The following is a 15,844-nucleotide window of genomic DNA, read 5'->3' on the forward strand; positions in this document are numbered from 1 at the left end:
CCTTTCTGTCTATCTATAGCTAAAGGCTGGGTTTGGGTCAGGCGGAAACGCGAGGGATGGTGTCATCGCTGCGCAGGGTAAAGATCTCGTAGCCCGTCTCGGTCACCAGCAGGGTGTGCTCCCATTGGGCCGACAGCTTGCGGTCCTTGGTGATGGCGGTCCAGCCGTCGCCCAATACCTTGGTGTCGGCGCGGCCCTGGTTGATCATCGGCTCGATGGTGAAGGTCATGCCTGCCTGCAGCTCCATGCCAGTGCCGGCGCGGCCGTAATGCAGGATCTGCGGTTCTTCGTGGAACACCTTGCCAATGCCGTGGCCGCAAAACTCCCGCACCACCGAGAAACCGTTTTTCTGCGCGTGCTTCTGGATCACTTCGCCGATGTCACCCAGGCGGCAGCCCGGCTTCACCAGTTCGATGGCCATGTACATGCATTCCTGGGTGACCTTGGACAGGCGCTCGGCCCACTCCGGCACGTTGCCAACGTGGAACATGCGGCTGGTATCGCCGTGGTAGCCGTCCTTGATGACGGTGACGTCGATGTTCAGCGTGTCGCCGTCCTTCAACGGTTTTTCGTTGGGAATGCCATGGCAGACCACGTGGTTGATCGAGGTGCAGATCGACTTCGGGAAGCCTTTGTAGTTGAGCGGGGCGGGGATGGCTTTCTGCTCGTTGACGATGTAGTCGTGGCAAATGCGGTCCAGCTCTTCGGTGGTCACGCCCGGCTTGACGTAATCGGCGATCATTTCCAGCACTTCGGCGGCGAGTTTGCCGGCGACACGCATTTTGGCGATGTCTTCGGGAGTCTTGAGGGTGACGGTCATACAGGCTCTCTCTGCGCCCGACGGCGCTGTTCAAAACGAAATGGGCGGCGGATGATGACTCGCGTGGCCCTGAAAGAGGCGATTCTAACAGACGATCAGCGCAAATCCGCGTCCACATGCATCGCTTCTCTCTATAAGGGCGCGCGTTCATGGCCCATTGGAGGGCTGTGGCAGGGGGGCTTTACCGGGATTTCAGAATCCGTGTTCCGTTTTCGCCCTTGCTGTGGTATAAAATGCGCCGCTTTCCGGGGATGACCCCGTAAGCTTAAATCCACACACGTGTCGACACGATGACCTGGGTGCCTTCGGCTTATATAGCTGCTGGTTGGTCATTGGGATACGTGGAGGCCAAACCCGACTTATCAAGGAACTATCATGTCCCAAGTCAACATGCGCGATATGCTGAAGGCCGGTGTGCACTTCGGTCACCAGACCCGTTACTGGAACCCGAAAATGGGCAAGTACATTTTCGGCGCGCGTAACAAGATCCACATCATCAACCTTGAAAAAACCCTGCCGATGTTCAACGAAGCACTGACCTTCGTAGAGCGCCTGGCCCAGGGCAAAAACAAGATTCTGTTCGTCGGCACCAAGCGTTCCGCTGGCAAGATCGTTGCTGAAGAAGCAGCACGTTGCGGTTCGCCGTACGTCGATCACCGCTGGTTGGGCGGCATGCTGACCAACTTCAAGACCATCCGCGCTTCCATCAAGCGTCTGCGTGACCTTGAAGTCCAGTCCGAAGACGGTACTTTCGCCAAGCTGACCAAGAAAGAAGCGCTGATGCGCACTCGTGATCTTGAGAAGCTGGACCGCTCCCTGGGCGGTATCAAGGACATGGGCGGTCTGCCTGACGCGCTGTTCGTGATCGACGTTGACCACGAGCGCATCGCGATCACCGAAGCCAACAAGCTGGGTATCCCGGTCATCGGCGTTGTCGATACCAACAGCAGCCCGGAAGGCGTTGACTACATCATCCCAGGCAACGATGACGCCATTCGCGCCATCCAGCTGTACATGGGTTCGATGGCTGACGCTGTGATCCGTGGTCGCAACAATGTTAACGGCGGCACCGAAGTCTTCGCTGAAGAAGCTCCGGCAGCAGCCGCTGAGTAATTGACGCCCTGGCGTTGACTCAGTAAGCAAAAAGGGGGCTTGGCCCCCTTTTTGCCACCTCGAAAACCACTTGTCGCCAGCACAGCTACCTGTTTGTAACCTGTCGCGGTCTATAAGCAGTGGTTTTCCAGGAAGAATTGATCGCCCGTTCGGTCGGGTGGAATGGTTGAAAACCTATCCAAGAGGATTTTGAAATGGCAGAGATTACTGCAGCGTTGGTCAAAGAACTGCGCGAGCGTACCGGCGAAGGCATGATGGACTGCAAGAAAGCCTTGACCAAGGCTGGCGGCGACATCGAGAAAGCCATTGATGACATGCGTGCTTCGGGCGCCATCAAGGCTGCCAAGAAAGCTGGCAACGTTGCCGCTGAAGGCGCCATCGCCATCAAGGACGACGGTAAGGCCGCCGTTCTGCTGGAAGTCAACTCCCAGACCGACTTCCTAGCTCTGCAGGACGACTTCAAGGCATTCGTTGCTGCCAGCGTCGACAAAGCTTTCGCTGACAAACTGACCGACGCAGCTCCGCTGATCGAAGCTCAGGAAGAAGCGCGCCTGGTCCTGGTTGGCAAGACCGGCGAGAACGTCAACATCCGTCGCCTGGTTCGCGTTGAAGGTGACGTGGTTGGTACCTACCTGCACGGCAACAAGATCGGTGTTGCAGTTGTCCTGAAGGGCGGCGATACCGAACTGGCGAAAGACATCGCCATGCACGTAGCTGCAACCAACCCTGAGTTCCTGCTGCCGTCCGACGTTTCTGCCGAAGCGATCGAGCGCGAGAAGGGCGTTTTCCTGCAGCTGAACGAAGAGAAGCTGAAAGGCAAGCCTGCCGAAATCGCCGAGAAAATGGTCAGCGGCCGTATCTCCAAGTTCCTGGCCGAAGCCAGCCTGGTTGAGCAGGCTTTCGTCAAGAACCCGGAAATCAAGGTCGGCGACCTGGCGAAGAAAGCCGGCGCTGAAATCGTTTCCTTTACCTACTTCAAAGTGGGCGAAGGCATCGAGAAGCCGGTCGACAACTTCGCTGAAGAAGTTGCTGCCCAGGTAGCTGCTGCCAGCAAGCAATAAGACGGTTTCCATAACGTCGCCCAGAAGAGGCTGCCCGCTTAACGCGCGCAGCCTCTTTTCGGATGGGGATACCGATTTTAATTGGTTTCCTGTCGGAACTGGCTTACAAAGCCGTGTTCCGATGGCGCTGTGTCAGTGCCAAGCTAGAGTGAACGCAGGCTGAAAACAGTCCGCAAAGAATTTTTTGAAAAAATACGCCGCAGGAGAGATTCGCAATGGCTCAGCAGGGCAGTGGTTATCAGGCTCGCTATAAACGCATTCTACTCAAGCTTAGCGGCGAGGCCCTGATGGGCTCGGAAGAGTTCGGGATCGATCCGAAAGTGCTGGATCGCATGGCCCTGGAAGTTGGCCAATTGGTCGGGATCGGCGTTCAGGTCGGCCTGGTCATCGGCGGCGGCAACCTGTTCCGTGGTGCGGCGCTCAGCGCGGCCGGCATGGATCGGGTCACGGGCGACCACATGGGCATGCTGGCCACTGTGATGAACGCCCTGGCTATGCGCGACGCGCTTGAGCGTGCCAATATCTCGGCCATCGTGATGTCGGCCATTTCCATGGTCGGCGTGACCGATCACTACGACCGCCGCAAAGCCATGCGCCACCTCAACTCCAAGGAAGTGGTGATTTTTGCCGCCGGTACCGGTAATCCGTTCTTCACCACGGATTCGGCCGCGTGCTTACGAGCGATCGAAATCGATGCCGATGTCGTGCTCAAGGCAACCAAGGTGGATGGTGTGTACACCGCCGACCCGTTCAAAGACCCGCATGCCGAGAAGTTCGATCATCTGACCTACGATGAAGTGCTGGATCGCAAGCTGGGTGTCATGGACCTGACGGCTATCTGCCTGTGCCGCGACCACAAGATGCCGTTGCGCGTTTTCAACATGAACAAGCCTGGCGCCCTGCTGAACATTGTCCATGGCGGCGCCGAAGGAACACTGATCGAGGAAGTTCAACAATGATCAATGAAATCAAAAAAGACGCTCAAGAGCGCATGCAGAAATCCCTGGACTCCCTGAGCCACGCATTCGGCCAGATTCGCACCGGCAAGGCTCACCCGAGCATCCTGGGCAGCGTCATGGTGCCTTACTACGGTACTGACACACCGCTGAGCAGCGTTGCCAACGTCACCGTAAAAGACTCGCGCACCCTGCAGGTCGTGGCTTTCGAGCGCAACATGCTCGCTGCTGTAGACAAGGCCATCCAGAGCGCCGGTCTGAACCTCAACCCGACCAACCTGGGTGAGCTGCTGCTGATCCCGATGCCGGCCCTTACCGAGGAAACGCGCAAAGGCTTCACCAAACAGGCTCGTAGCGCAGCGGAAGACGCGCGTGTTGCTGTGCGCAATATCCGTCGTGACGCGTTGGGTGAGCTGAAGAAGCTGGTCAAGGATAAGGCAATCAGCGAAGACGAAGAGCGTCGTGCCATTGCTGATATCGATAAGTTGACCAAGGACTCCGAGGCCCAGATCACCAAGGCCACGGACGAGAAAGAAAAAGACCTGATGGCCGTATAAGGGTCTCGTTTTCATGGATAAGACCAAGCAGGCCGTGCCGTTCGCGGTGCCGCGCCACGTGGCAATCATCATGGACGGCAATAACCGCTGGGCCAAGAAACGCTTTATGCCTGGCGTCGCCGGGCACAAGGCTGGGGTTGATGCGGTTCGTGCTGTCATCGAGGTGTGCGCCGAGGCCGGGGTCGAGGTGCTTACCCTGTTCGCCTTTTCCAGCGAAAACTGGCAACGTCCGGCCGATGAGGTCAGCGCCTTGATGGACCTGTTCCTCAAGGCGTTGCGCCGTGAGGCCAAACGTCTGGATGAGAACAAGATCAGCCTGCGGATCATTGGCGATCGCTCGCGTTTTCATCCGGAACTTCAAGCTGCCATGCGTGAAGCCGAGTCCGCCACGGCTGGCGCCGATCGGTTTGTCCTGCAAATCGCCGCCAACTATGGTGGGCAATGGGATATCGCCCAAGCGGCCCAGCGGCTGGCGCGGGAAGTCCAGGCCGGTCATCTGCGCCCTGAGGACATTACGCCCGAGCTGCTGCAAACCTGCCTGGCGACCGGCGACTTGCCGTTGCCGGACTTGTGCATCCGCACCGGTGGCGAACACCGCATCAGTAATTTCCTGCTCTGGCAGCTGGCTTACGCCGAGCTGTATTTCTCCGACCTGTTCTGGCCGGACTTCAAACACGAAGCCATGCGCACCGCGCTGGCCGATTTCGCTTCCCGTCAGCGTCGTTTCGGTAAAACGAGCGAGCAGATCGAAGCTGGAGCCCGGGTTTAATGCTCAAACAACGAATCATCACTGCCCTGATCCTGCTGCCCATCGCCTTGGGCGGCTTTTTCCTGCTCGAGGGTGGCAGTTTTGCGCTGTTCATCGGCACGGTCGTGACCTTGGGGGCGTGGGAATGGGCCCGGCTGGCGGGTTTCCCTGCGCAGTCGGCGCGCGTGGCGTATGCGGCGGCCGTGGCGGCCATGCTGTTCATCATGTACGTGGTGCCTGGCCTTGCGCCTTGGGTGCTGGGTGCCGCGGTGCTGTGGTGGGCGATGGCGACTTTCCTGGTCCTGACCTACCCGCGGACGACGCACCATTGGGCCAACGCGGCGACCAAGTTGGTGATCGGCCTGTTGATCCTGCTGCCGGCTTGGCAGGGGCTGATCTGGATCAAGCAGGGGCCGCTGGGCAACTGGCAGATCATGGCCGTGATGGTGTTGGTCTGGGGGGCGGATGTCGGCGCCTATTTTTCCGGCAAGGCCTTCGGCAAGCGCAAGCTCGCGCCAAAAGTCAGTCCTGGCAAAAGCTGGGAAGGCGTCTACGGCGGCCTTGCCTTGAGCCTGGTCATCACCGCGGTGGTGGGTTTCGTGCGGGATTGGACCGTCGCGCAATTGCTGATGGGCCTGATCGGCGCCGCCCTGATCGTGTTTGTATCCGTGGTCGGCGACCTGACTGAAAGCATGTTCAAGCGCCAGTCCGGCATCAAGGACAGCAGTAATCTGTTGCCTGGTCATGGCGGTGTGCTGGATCGCATCGACAGCCTGACCGCCGCGATCCCGATCTTCGCCGTGCTGTTGTGGATGGCGGCATCGTGAGTCGTCCCCAGCAGATTACCGTCCTGGGAGCCACCGGTTCGATAGGCCTCAGTACGCTGGATGTGATTGGCCGGCACCCGGAGCGCTATCAGGTGTTCGCCCTCAGCGGCTTTACTCGTCTCAGCGAGCTGCTGGCCCTATGCATTCGCCATACGCCACGGTTTGCCGTGGTGCCCGAGGCTGGCGTGGCTCGGGCATTGCAGGATGACCTGAGTGCGGCCGGTTTGCAGACGCGCGTCCTGGTGGGGGAGGAGGGCTTGTGTCAGGTGGCCTCCGATCCAGAAGTCGATGCCGTAATGGCGGCGATTGTCGGCGCGGCGGGTTTGCGTCCGACGCTGGCGGCGGTGGAGGCTGGCAAGAAAATCTTGCTGGCCAACAAGGAAGCGCTGGTGATGTCGGGTGCGCTGTTCATGCAGGCAGTGCGCAAGAGTGGCTCGGTACTGCTGCCTATCGACAGCGAACACAACGCGATTTTTCAATGCATGCCCCGGGATTTTTCCCGTGGCCTGGGTGCGGTCGGTGTCAGGAGGATTCTTCTGACAGCCTCTGGTGGTCCCTTCCGGCAGACACCGTTGGAAGAATTGGTGCATGTTTCACCCGACCAGGCTTGCGCTCATCCGAACTGGTCCATGGGGCGCAAGATTTCCGTGGATTCGGCCAGCATGATGAACAAAGGGTTGGAACTGATCGAGGCCTGCTGGCTGTTCGATGCAAAGCCAGCCCAGGTCGAGGTGGTTATCCATCCGCAAAGCGTTATCCACTCCCTTGTGGACTATGTGGATGGCTCGGTGTTGGCCCAGTTGGGCAATCCGGACATGCGCACGCCTATTGCCAATGCGTTGGCCTGGCCAGAGCGGATTGATTCAGGTGTGGCACCATTGGACCTGTTTGCCATTGCCCGCCTGGACTTCCAGGCGCCCGACGAGCAGCGTTTTCCCTGCCTGCGCCTGGCGCGACAGGCGGCCGAAGCGGGCAACAGCGCACCGGCCATGCTTAACGCCGCCAACGAGGTGGCGGTTGCAGCGTTTCTCGATGGACGTGTCCGTTACCTCGAGATCGCGAGTATCATCGAAGAGGTCTTGAATCTCGAAACCGTGGTTTCGCTCGATGATCTCGATGCGGTATTCACGGCAGATGCCAGGGCTCGTGAGCTGGCGGGCCAGTGGTTGAAGCGCTACGGGCGCTGAGGCTGCGGTACGTTAGCCAGGGTTGTCCCAGGCAGGATTGTGGAGAAAACAGATGAGCGCGCTCTATATGATTGTCGGCACCCTGGTTGCACTCGGGGTGTTGGTCACTTTTCACGAATTCGGCCACTTCTGGGTCGCGCGTCGCTGTGGCGTCAAGGTTCTGCGCTTTTCCGTCGGTTTCGGCATGCCGTTGTTGCGCTGGCACGACAAGAAAGGCACCGAGTTTGTCGTAGCAGCCATTCCGCTGGGCGGCTACGTCAAGATGCTCGATGAGCGCGAAGGCGAAGTACCGGCCGATCAGCTTGATCAGTCATTCAATCGCAAGACCGTCCGTCAGCGCATCGCCATCGTCGCGGCGGGCCCGATTGCCAACTTCCTGCTGGCCATGGTGTTTTTCTGGGCGCTGGCCATGCTGGGCAGTGAGCAGGTACGGCCTGTCATTGGCGCGGTCGAGGCAGGCAGCGTTGCGGCTCGGGCCGGGTTGGGCGCGGGCCAGGAAATCGTTGCCATCGACGGCGAGCCGACATCGGGTTGGGCTGCGGTCAACTTGCAGTTGGTGCGTCGTCTGGGTGAAAGCGGTTCGCTGCAACTGATGGTGCGTGAACAGGGCTCGACGGCCGACTCGCCTCGGGAGCTGGTCCTCGACAACTGGCTCAAGGGAGCCGATGAGCCCGACCCGATCCGCTCCCTGGGGATCCGCCCGTGGCGTCCCGCGTTGCCGCCCGTGCTTGCCGAGCTTGATCCGAAAGGCCCGGCTACCGCTGCTGGCCTGAAAGCGGGCGACCGTTTGTTGGCATTCGACGGCCAGCCTGTCAGTGACTGGCAACAGGTAGTCGACTCGGTTCGTGTTCGCCCTGATACCAAAATCATGCTGCGTGTCGAGCGCGATGGTGCTTCAATCGACGTGCCTGTCGCCTTGGCTGCCCGCGGCGAGAGCAAGGCGCCGACCGGTTACCTGGGCGCTGGCGTCAAGGCGGTCGACTGGCCACCGGAAATGATCCGGGAGGTCAGCTTCGGTCCCGTCGCGGCAATCGGCGAGGGTGTACGGCGCACTTGGACCATGAGTGTCCTGACCCTCGACTCGCTGAAGAAAATGTTGTTCGGCGAGCTCTCGGTAAAAAACTTGAGTGGACCGATAACCATTGCTAAAGTGGCGGGCGCTTCTGCCCAGTCGGGCATTGCTGATTTCCTGAATTTCCTTGCTTATCTGAGCATTAGCCTGGGGGTTCTGAATTTGCTGCCCATCCCGGTACTGGATGGGGGGCATCTGCTGTTTTATCTGATCGAGTGGGCGCGTGGTCGTCCCTTGTCGGATCGGGTGCAAGGTTGGGGGATACAGATCGGTATCAGCTTGGTGGTCGGGGTGATGTTGCTTGCCTTGGTCAACGATCTGGGTCGTCTGTAACGCTTCGCTGAATTGCGAATCTGCCGCATTTTGCGGCAGTTTGTTTATTGCCAGTTGGAATAAGAAAGGACTTCATGAAACGTCTGCTGCTAACTGCGGTTCTCACCGTATTGATGATCGCCGAAGTTCACGCCGAGTCCTTCACTATCTCTGATATTCGCGTCAACGGCCTCCAGCGGGTTTCCGCGGGTAGCGTCTTTGGTGCCTTGCCGCTGAACGTCGGCGAGCAGGCGGATGATCGGCGCCTGGTGGAATCCACTCGTGCGTTGTTCAAGACCGGGTTCTTTCAAGATATCCAGCTGGGCCGCGACGGCAATGTCCTGGTCATCACGGTAGTCGAGCGCCCATCGGTCGCCAGTATCGAGATCGAGGGCAACAAGGCGATCTCTACCGAAGACCTGATGAAAGGCCTCAAGCAATCCGGCCTGGCCGAAGGCGAGATCTTCCAGCGCGCCACTCTTGAAGGTGTCCGTAACGAGTTGCAACGCCAATACGTTGCCCAGGGCCGCTACTCGGCCACCGTTGACACCGAAGTCGTGCCGCAACCGCGTAACCGCGTGGGCCTGAAGGTGAACATCAACGAAGGCACCGTTGCCGCGATCCAGCACATCAACGTGGTAGGCAATACGGTTTTCCCAGACGAAGACCTGATCGACCTGTTCGAACTCAAGACCACCAACTGGTTGTCGTTCTTCAAGAACGACGACAAGTACGCCCGTGAAAAACTCTCTGGTGACTTGGAACGCCTGCGTTCCTACTACCTGGACCGCGGCTACATCAACATGGACATCGCTTCGACCCAGGTGTCGATCACCCCGGACAAGAAGCACGTCTATATCACCGTCAACGTCAACGAAGGCGAGAAGTACACCGTTCGTGACGTCAAGCTCAGCGGCGACCTGAAGGTTCCAGAAGACCAGGTCAAGTCGCTTCTGCTGGTGCAGAAGGGCCAGGTTTTCTCGCGCAAGCTGATGACCACCACGTCCGAGCTGATCACCCGTCGCCTGGGTAACGAAGGTTATACCTTCGCCAACGTCAACGGCGTGCCGCAGCCACACGATGAAGACCATACCGTTGACATCACCTTTGCCGTGGACCCGGGCAAGCGCGCCTACGTCAACCGCATCAACTTCCGTGGCAACACCAAGTCCGAGGACGAAGTGCTGCGCCGTGAAATGCGCCAGATGGAAGGTGGCTGGGCTTCGACCTACCTGATCGACCAATCCAAGACCCGCCTGGAGCGCCTGGGCTTCTTCAAGGAAGTCAACGTCGAGACCCCGGCCGTACCGGGCGTCGATGACCAGGTTGACGTGAACTACAGCGTCGAGGAACAGGCTTCCGGTTCGATCACCGCGAGCGTCGGTTTCGCCCAGAGCGCAGGCCTGATCCTGGGCGGTTCGATCACCCAGAACAACTTCCTGGGTACCGGTAACAAGGTCAGCATCGGCCTGACCCGTAGCGAATACCAGACCCGCTACAACTTTGGCTACGTGGACCCCTACTGGACTGCCGACGGCGTGAGCCTGGGCTACAACGCCTTCTATCGCACCACTGACTACGACGAGCTCGATTCGGACATTTCCAGCTATGCGGTGGACAGCCTGGGTGCCGGCGTCAACGTGGGCTATCCGATCAGCGAGACCTCGCGCCTGACGTTCGGCCTCACCGCCCAGCAGGACAAGATCAACACCGGTCGTTACACCGTTGATGAAATCTTCGACTTCGTTAACAAGGAAGGCGATAACTACCTGAACTTCAAGGCTTCTGCCGGTTGGTCCGAGTCGACCCTGAACAAGGGCGTATTGGCGACACGTGGTCACTCTCAGAGCCTGGTTCTTGAGTCGACCATCCCGGGCAGCGACCTGTCGTTCTTCAAGCTCGATTATCGTGGCCAACTGTTCCAGCCGCTGACCGATAACTACACCATGCGCCTGCACACCGAGCTGGGTTATGGCGATGGCTACGGTTCGACTGATGGCCTGCCGTTCTACGAGAACTACTATGCCGGTGGTTTCAACTCGGTACGTGGCTTCAAGGACAGCACTCTGGGCCCACGCAGCACGCCGAGCCGTGGCACGAACCCGGGCACGATTGCAGACCCGGACCAGGATCCGCTGCCGTTCGGTGGCAACGTGCTCATCCAGGGCGGCGCCGAGATCCTGTTCCCGATGCCGTTCGTCAAGGATCAACGTTCCTTGCGTACCTCGGTCTTCTGGGACGTGGGTAACGTATTCGATTCCAGTTGCGATAACACCACTAACGCCAACGGTACGAGTTCCAACACCAAGTGCAACGACATCAGCCTGAGCAACATGGCCAGTTCCGTCGGCGTGGGCGTGACCTGGGTCACCGCGCTGGGCCCGTTGAGTTTCGCGCTGGCGATGCCGATCAAGAAACCGGATGACGCTGAAACCCAAGTGTTCCAATTTTCCCTCGGCCAGACGTTCTAATTGTCCGGCCCAAGATAACGACAATGGATTTTGTAGGAGTACATCGTGCGTAAGTTGACTCAATTGGTTCTCCTGGCGACCGTCCTGGTCGCAGGCCCGGCTTTTGCCGACATGAAGATCGCCGTGCTGAATTATCAGATGGCCTTGCTGGAGTCCGATGCGGCGAAGAAATACGCCGTGGACGCCGAGAAGAAATTCGGCCCGCAACTGACCAAGCTCAAGGGCCTGGAAAGCAGCGCCAAGGGTATCCAGGACCGTCTGGTCGCCGGCGGTGACAAAATGGCCCAGGGCGAGCGCGAGCGTCTTGAGCTGGAATTCAAGCAGAAGGCCCGCGACTTCCAGTTCCAATCCAAGGAGCTGAACGAAGCGAAAGCCGTGGCTGACCGTGAAATGCTCAAGCAGCTCAAGCCGAAACTCGACAGCGCCGTGGAAGAAGTCATCAAGAAAGGTGGTTTCGACCTGGTGTTCGAGCGCGGCGCAGTGATTGATGTCAAACCTCAATACGACATCACGCGCCAGGTCATCGAGCGCATGAATCAGTGAAGTAATCCATGACAGCGACTATCAAGCTCGGCCAACTGGCTGAGTTCCTCGGCGCCACCCTGCGTGGCGACCCGGAGAAGGCAATTACTGGGCTAGCCACTTTGCAAGAGGCTGGCCCAGCTCAGTTGAGCTTTCTGGCAAATCCCCAATATCGCAAATACCTGGCAGACAGCCGGGCCGCAGCATTGTTGCTGAAGGCCGATGATGCCGAAGGGTTTGCCGGCGATGCGCTGATCGTGGCCGATCCTTACCTGGCGTATGCGCGGATTTCCCATCTGTTCGACCCCAAGCCAAAATCGCCTGCGGGCATTCATCCCAGCGCGGTAATCGCGGCGGATGCGATCGTCGACTCCACGGCCAGCATCGGGCCTTTCGTGGTCATTGAAAGCGCGGCCCGGATTGGCGCTGGCGTGACGCTGGGAGCCCATTGCTTTGTCGGCGCGCGCAGCGAGATCGGCGAGGGTGGTTGGCTGGCTCCGCGCGTCACCCTGTATCACGACGTGCGCATCGGCAAGCGGGTGGTGATTCAGTCTGGCGCGGTACTCGGTGGTGAAGGGTTTGGTTTTGCCAACGAGAAAGGCGTCTGGCAGAAGATCGCCCAGATCGGTGGCGTCACCGTTGGCGATGATGTGGAGATCGGCGTCAATACCGCGATCGACCGTGGTGCGCTGGCCGACACCGTCATCGGTAATGGCGTCAAGCTCGACAACCAGATCCAGATCGCTCACAACGTTCAGGTCGGCGACCATACCGCCATGGCCGCTTGCGTGGGCATTTCCGGCAGTACCAAGATCGGCAGGCATTGCATGCTGGCCGGTGGCGTAGGGCTGGTAGGCCACATCGAAATCTGTGACAACGTTTTCCTGACTGGCATGACCATGGTCACCCACTCGATTACCGAGCCGGGCGCCTATTCATCCGGTACAGCCATGCAGCCGGCAGCCGAATGGCGCAAGAGCGCGGCGCGTATCCGCCAGCTCGACGATATCGCGAGGCGCCTCAAGCAGGTGGAAAAGCGTGTAGGGGACGTGACCCCTGGCGGTAATGCTTCATCAGATGGCTGATACCATTTCCATATCAAGTGTGCACAGCCGTTAGGGCATCTTGATTTGCTAGCGGAGTGCGCGTCACTCGTGCGCTCCCAATCTTTACATAGGCTTCCCCCCGAAATGATGGACATCAACGAGATTCGCGAATACCTGCCTCACCGTTACCCGTTCCTGCTGGTGGATCGGGTCGTGGACCTGGATGTTGAAGGCAAGCGCATTCGCGCCTACAAGAATGTCAGCATCAACGAACCGTTCTTCAATGGCCACTTCCCCGCGCATCCAATCATGCCGGGTGTGTTGATCATCGAAGCGATGGCTCAGGCTGCCGGGATCCTTGGTTTCAAAATGCTCGACGTGAAGCCTGCCGATGGCACGCTCTACTACTTCGTCGGCTCCGACAAACTGCGCTTTCGCCAGCCAGTGACCCCGGGCGATCAGTTGATCCTCGAGGCCAAGTTCATCAGCTGCAAGCGCCAGATCTGGAAGTTCGAATGCCAGGCTTCGGTCGATGGCAAGCCGGTCTGCTCCGCTGAAATCATCTGCGCGGAACGCAAACTATGAGTTTGATTGACCCTCGCGCAATCATCGATCCGTCGGCCGTGCTGGCCGCCGATGTCGAGGTTGGCCCTTGGTCGATCATCGGCGCAGGTGTGGAAATCGGCGAGGGCACGGTGATCGGCCCCCACGTAATTCTCAAGGGCCCGACCCGAATCGGCCGGCACAATCGCATCTACCAGTTTTCATCGGTAGGCGAGGACACGCCCGATCTGAAATACAAAGGTGAAGAAACCCGGCTGGTCATTGGCGATCACAACGTGATCCGCGAAGGTGTGACGATTCACCGTGGCACCGTCCAGGACCGTTCCGAAACGACCCTGGGCGACCACAACCTGATCATGGCTTATGCCCATATCGGTCACGACAGCGTCATCGGCAACCATTGCATCCTGGTCAACAACACCGCATTGGCCGGCCATGTGCACGTGGATGACTGGGCGATCCTGTCCGGCTTCACCCTGGTTCACCAGTATTGCCATATCGGCGCCCACAGTTTCTCTGGCATGGGCACCGCCATCGGCAAGGACGTTCCCGCATACGTCACCGTGTTCGGTAACCCGGCCGAAGCCCGCAGCATGAACTTCGAGGGCATGCGTCGTCGTGGTTTCAGCGAAGACGCGATTACGGCGCTGCGCCGCGCCTACAAGGTTGTCTATCGCCAGGGGCTGACAGTCGAGCAGGCGCTCGCCGAATTGGCCGAAGCGTCGACGCAGTTCCCGGAAGTCGCGATATTCCGTGACTCCATCCAGTCGTCGACCCGCGGCATCACCCGCTGACCATGGCCAATCTGCGTATTGCGCTGGTGGCGGGGGAGGCTTCCGGTGACATCCTGGGTGCCGGTCTGATGCGTGCGCTCAAGGCGCAGCATCCCGAAGTCGAATTCATCGGGGTTGGTGGGCCATTGATGCAGGCCGAAGGGCTGGAGTCCTACTTCCCCATGGAGCGCCTGTCAGTCATGGGCCTGGTGGAAGTGCTGGGTCGCTTGCGGGAGTTGCTGGCCCGACGCAAGAAGCTGATCCAGACGCTGATCGAAGAAAAACCGGATGTGTTCATCGGTATCGATGCGCCGGATTTCACCCTCAATATCGAACTCAAATTGCGCCAGGCCGGCATCAAGACCGTGCACTACGTCAGCCCGTCGGTATGGGCCTGGCGGCAGAAGCGTGTGCTGAAGATCCGCGAAGGTTGCGACCTGATGCTCACGCTGCTGCCGTTCGAAGCCCGTTTCTATGAAGAAAAAGGCGTGCCGGTGCGGTTCGTCGGGCACACCTTGGCCGATACCATTCCCCTGGAGTCGGACCGCACGGCCGCCCGCCAGGCGTTGAACCTGCCTGAAGGACCGCTGGTGGCGTTGATGCCCGGCAGTCGCGGCGGCGAGGTCAGTCGCCTGGGCGGCCTGTTCTTCGACGCCGCTGAGCGCCTGCGGGCGATGCGGCCCGGTGTACGTTTTGTTCTGCCGTGTGCCAGTCCGCAGCGGCGAATCCAGCTCGAAGCGTTGTTGGCCGGGCGCGATTTGCCGGTTACCTTGCTCGACGGCCAATCCCATCAAGCACTGGCCGGTTGTGATGCGGTGTTGATTGCGTCAGGCACTGCTACCCTTGAAGCGTTGTTGTACAAACGGCCAATGGTGGTTGCCTATCGCCTAGCGCCGCTGACGTTCTGGATTCTCAAGCGCATGGTCAAGAGCCCTTACGTTTCCTTGCCCAATCTCCTGGCCCAGCGCCTGCTGGTCCCGGAACTGCTGCAAGACGACGCGACCGCCGAAGCGCTAGCCTCCACGCTGTCGCCCTTGATTGACGGCGGCGAAGAGCAGACCCGGGGTTTTGACGAAATTCACCGTACCCTGCGTCGCGATGCCTCCAACCAGGCGGCTGACGCGGTGCTGACTCTGATTGGCGCAAAATCATGAGCAACGTAAAGCAGCAGATGGGCCTGGACTTCGACCTGGTCGCTGAAGTCGAAGAGCTCGTCGCCGGTGTCGATGAAGTCGGGCGCGGACCTTTGTGCGGTGCGGTGGTGACGGCTGCGGTGATCCTTGATCCGGACCGGCCGATCCTGGGGCTGGATGATTCCAAGAAGCTCACCGAGGCCCGTCGCGAGAAGCTCTACGACGAAATTTGCGAAAAGGCCCTGAGCTGGTGCATCGCCCGGGCCGAAGTCGAAGAAATCGATGAGCTCAATATCCTGCACGCCACCATGCTTGCCATGCAGCGCGCGGTGCAGGGGCTGCATATCACGCCGAAGCTGGCGATGATCGATGGCAACCGCTGCCCGAAACTGTCGATGCGCGCCGAAGCGGTCATCCAGGGCGACGGCAAGGTGCCGGCCATCGCGGCGGCTTCGATCCTGGCCAAAGTCAGTCGCGACCGGGAGATGGCCGCGTTCGAACTGATCTATCCGGGCTACGGCATCGGCAGCCACAAGGGTTATCCGACGCCGGTGCATCTGGAAGCCTTGGCGCGCCTTGGGCCGACGCCCATTCATCGGCGTTCGTTTGCGCCGGTGCGGCTGGCTTATGAAGCGCGTGATGGGTTGATCGTGAGTCATCAGACTACGGTTTCTTGATGCAG

At 59.5% G+C, this 15,844-nt stretch carries 16 protein-coding genes; 15 read left to right on the forward strand and 1 reads right to left on the reverse strand.

Annotated features, from left to right (window positions below):
- Nucleotides 1-37: 37 nt before the first annotated feature.
- On the reverse strand, nt 38-820 hold the full coding sequence (gene map, locus FHK92_RS17595; protein ID WP_030139491.1) for a type I methionyl aminopeptidase: 783 nt from the start codon (nt 818-820) through the stop codon (nt 38-40).
- Between the two features lie 375 nt (nt 821-1,195).
- Here map and rpsB point away from each other — a divergent pair, with 375 nt between their 5' ends.
- The 15 genes from rpsB to rnhB all read left to right on the forward strand — a co-directional run bounded on the left by rpsB (nt 1,196) and on the right by rnhB (nt 15,839).
- Entirely contained in the window at nt 1,196-1,933 is a 738-nt protein-coding gene (rpsB, locus tag FHK92_RS17600; RefSeq protein WP_003198231.1) for a 30S ribosomal protein S2, read from the forward strand.
- A 194-nt stretch (nt 1,934-2,127) separates the two neighbouring features.
- Nucleotides 2,128-2,994 (forward strand): translation elongation factor Ts, encoded by an 867-nt coding sequence (tsf, locus tag FHK92_RS17605; RefSeq protein WP_030139490.1) that lies wholly within the window; start codon nt 2,128-2,130, stop codon nt 2,992-2,994.
- 215 nt (nt 2,995-3,209) lie between these two features.
- A complete protein-coding gene (pyrH, locus tag FHK92_RS17610) occupies nt 3,210-3,953 on the forward strand; it encodes a UMP kinase (protein WP_003198235.1) in 744 nt (247 codons plus the stop codon).
- Complete coding sequence (gene frr / locus FHK92_RS17615) at nt 3,950-4,507, forward strand: ribosome recycling factor (RefSeq protein ID WP_181289173.1); 558 nt, start codon at nt 3,950-3,952, stop codon at nt 4,505-4,507. Before pyrH ends, frr begins: the two co-directional genes overlap by 4 nt.
- 13 nt (nt 4,508-4,520) lie before the next feature.
- Complete coding sequence (gene uppS, locus FHK92_RS17620) at nt 4,521-5,276, forward strand: polyprenyl diphosphate synthase (protein WP_181289174.1); 756 nt, start codon at nt 4,521-4,523, stop codon at nt 5,274-5,276.
- Entirely contained in the window at nt 5,276-6,082 is an 807-nt protein-coding gene (locus FHK92_RS17625; RefSeq protein ID WP_181289175.1) for a phosphatidate cytidylyltransferase, read from the forward strand. Before uppS ends, FHK92_RS17625 begins: the two co-directional genes overlap by 1 nt.
- Nucleotides 6,079-7,269, forward strand: coding sequence for a 1-deoxy-D-xylulose-5-phosphate reductoisomerase (gene ispC, locus FHK92_RS17630; RefSeq protein WP_181289176.1), 1,191 nt, complete (start codon nt 6,079-6,081; stop codon nt 7,267-7,269). Before FHK92_RS17625 ends, ispC begins: the two co-directional genes overlap by 4 nt.
- Nucleotides 7,270-7,321: 52 nt before the next feature.
- Nucleotides 7,322-8,674: an RIP metalloprotease RseP gene (gene rseP / locus FHK92_RS17635; RefSeq protein WP_181289177.1), complete on the forward strand. Its 1,353-nt coding sequence runs from the start codon at nt 7,322-7,324 to the stop codon at nt 8,672-8,674.
- 74 nt (nt 8,675-8,748) lie between these two features.
- On the forward strand, nt 8,749-11,124 hold the full coding sequence (gene bamA / locus FHK92_RS17640) for an outer membrane protein assembly factor BamA (RefSeq protein WP_181289178.1): 2,376 nt from the start codon (nt 8,749-8,751) through the stop codon (nt 11,122-11,124).
- 45 nt (nt 11,125-11,169) lie between these two features.
- Complete coding sequence (locus tag FHK92_RS17645) at nt 11,170-11,667, forward strand: OmpH family outer membrane protein (RefSeq protein ID WP_181289179.1); 498 nt, start codon at nt 11,170-11,172, stop codon at nt 11,665-11,667.
- Nucleotides 11,668-11,675: 8 nt separating this feature from the next.
- A complete protein-coding gene (lpxD, locus tag FHK92_RS17650; protein ID WP_181289180.1) occupies nt 11,676-12,731 on the forward strand; it encodes a UDP-3-O-(3-hydroxymyristoyl)glucosamine N-acyltransferase in 1,056 nt (351 codons plus the stop codon).
- Nucleotides 12,732-12,836: 105 nt separating this feature from the next.
- Complete coding sequence (gene fabZ / locus FHK92_RS17655; protein WP_003184897.1) at nt 12,837-13,277, forward strand: 3-hydroxyacyl-ACP dehydratase FabZ; 441 nt, start codon at nt 12,837-12,839, stop codon at nt 13,275-13,277.
- Nucleotides 13,274-14,050, forward strand: a complete 777-nt coding sequence (gene lpxA, locus FHK92_RS17660) for an acyl-ACP--UDP-N-acetylglucosamine O-acyltransferase (protein WP_181289181.1) — start codon at nt 13,274-13,276, stop codon at nt 14,048-14,050. The genes fabZ and lpxA overlap by 4 nt, the downstream gene beginning before the upstream one ends.
- 2 nt (nt 14,051-14,052) lie before the next feature.
- Entirely contained in the window at nt 14,053-15,183 is a 1,131-nt protein-coding gene (lpxB, locus tag FHK92_RS17665; protein WP_181289182.1) for a lipid-A-disaccharide synthase, read from the forward strand.
- Nucleotides 15,180-15,839, forward strand: coding sequence for a ribonuclease HII (gene rnhB / locus FHK92_RS17670; protein WP_181289183.1), 660 nt, complete (start codon nt 15,180-15,182; stop codon nt 15,837-15,839). The genes lpxB and rnhB overlap by 4 nt, the downstream gene beginning before the upstream one ends.
- Nucleotides 15,840-15,844: the final 5 nt, after the last annotated feature.

The organism is Pseudomonas brassicacearum subsp. neoaurantiaca (assembly GCF_013608025.1).
Classification (GTDB): Bacteria; Pseudomonadota; Gammaproteobacteria; order Pseudomonadales; family Pseudomonadaceae; genus Aquipseudomonas.

Coding starts and splice junctions, on each gene's coding strand:
- map (WP_030139491.1), bottom strand. CDS start 820: ATGACCGTCACCCTCAAGACTCCCGAAGACATCGCCAAAATGCGTGTC.
- rpsB (WP_003198231.1), top strand. CDS start 1,196: ATGTCCCAAGTCAACATGCGCGATATGCTGAAGGCCGGTGTGCACTTC.
- tsf (WP_030139490.1), top strand. CDS start 2,128: ATGGCAGAGATTACTGCAGCGTTGGTCAAAGAACTGCGCGAGCGTACC.
- pyrH (WP_003198235.1), top strand. CDS start 3,210: ATGGCTCAGCAGGGCAGTGGTTATCAGGCTCGCTATAAACGCATTCTA.
- frr (WP_181289173.1), top strand. CDS start 3,950: ATGATCAATGAAATCAAAAAAGACGCTCAAGAGCGCATGCAGAAATCC.
- uppS (WP_181289174.1), top strand. CDS start 4,521: ATGGATAAGACCAAGCAGGCCGTGCCGTTCGCGGTGCCGCGCCACGTG.
- FHK92_RS17625 (WP_181289175.1), top strand. CDS start 5,276: ATGCTCAAACAACGAATCATCACTGCCCTGATCCTGCTGCCCATCGCC.
- rseP (WP_181289177.1), top strand. CDS start 7,322: ATGAGCGCGCTCTATATGATTGTCGGCACCCTGGTTGCACTCGGGGTG.
- bamA (WP_181289178.1), top strand. CDS start 8,749: ATGAAACGTCTGCTGCTAACTGCGGTTCTCACCGTATTGATGATCGCC.
- lpxD (WP_181289180.1), top strand. CDS start 11,676: ATGACAGCGACTATCAAGCTCGGCCAACTGGCTGAGTTCCTCGGCGCC.
- fabZ (WP_003184897.1), top strand. CDS start 12,837: ATGATGGACATCAACGAGATTCGCGAATACCTGCCTCACCGTTACCCG.
- lpxA (WP_181289181.1), top strand. CDS start 13,274: ATGAGTTTGATTGACCCTCGCGCAATCATCGATCCGTCGGCCGTGCTG.
- lpxB (WP_181289182.1), top strand. CDS start 14,053: ATGGCCAATCTGCGTATTGCGCTGGTGGCGGGGGAGGCTTCCGGTGAC.
- rnhB (WP_181289183.1), top strand. CDS start 15,180: ATGAGCAACGTAAAGCAGCAGATGGGCCTGGACTTCGACCTGGTCGCT.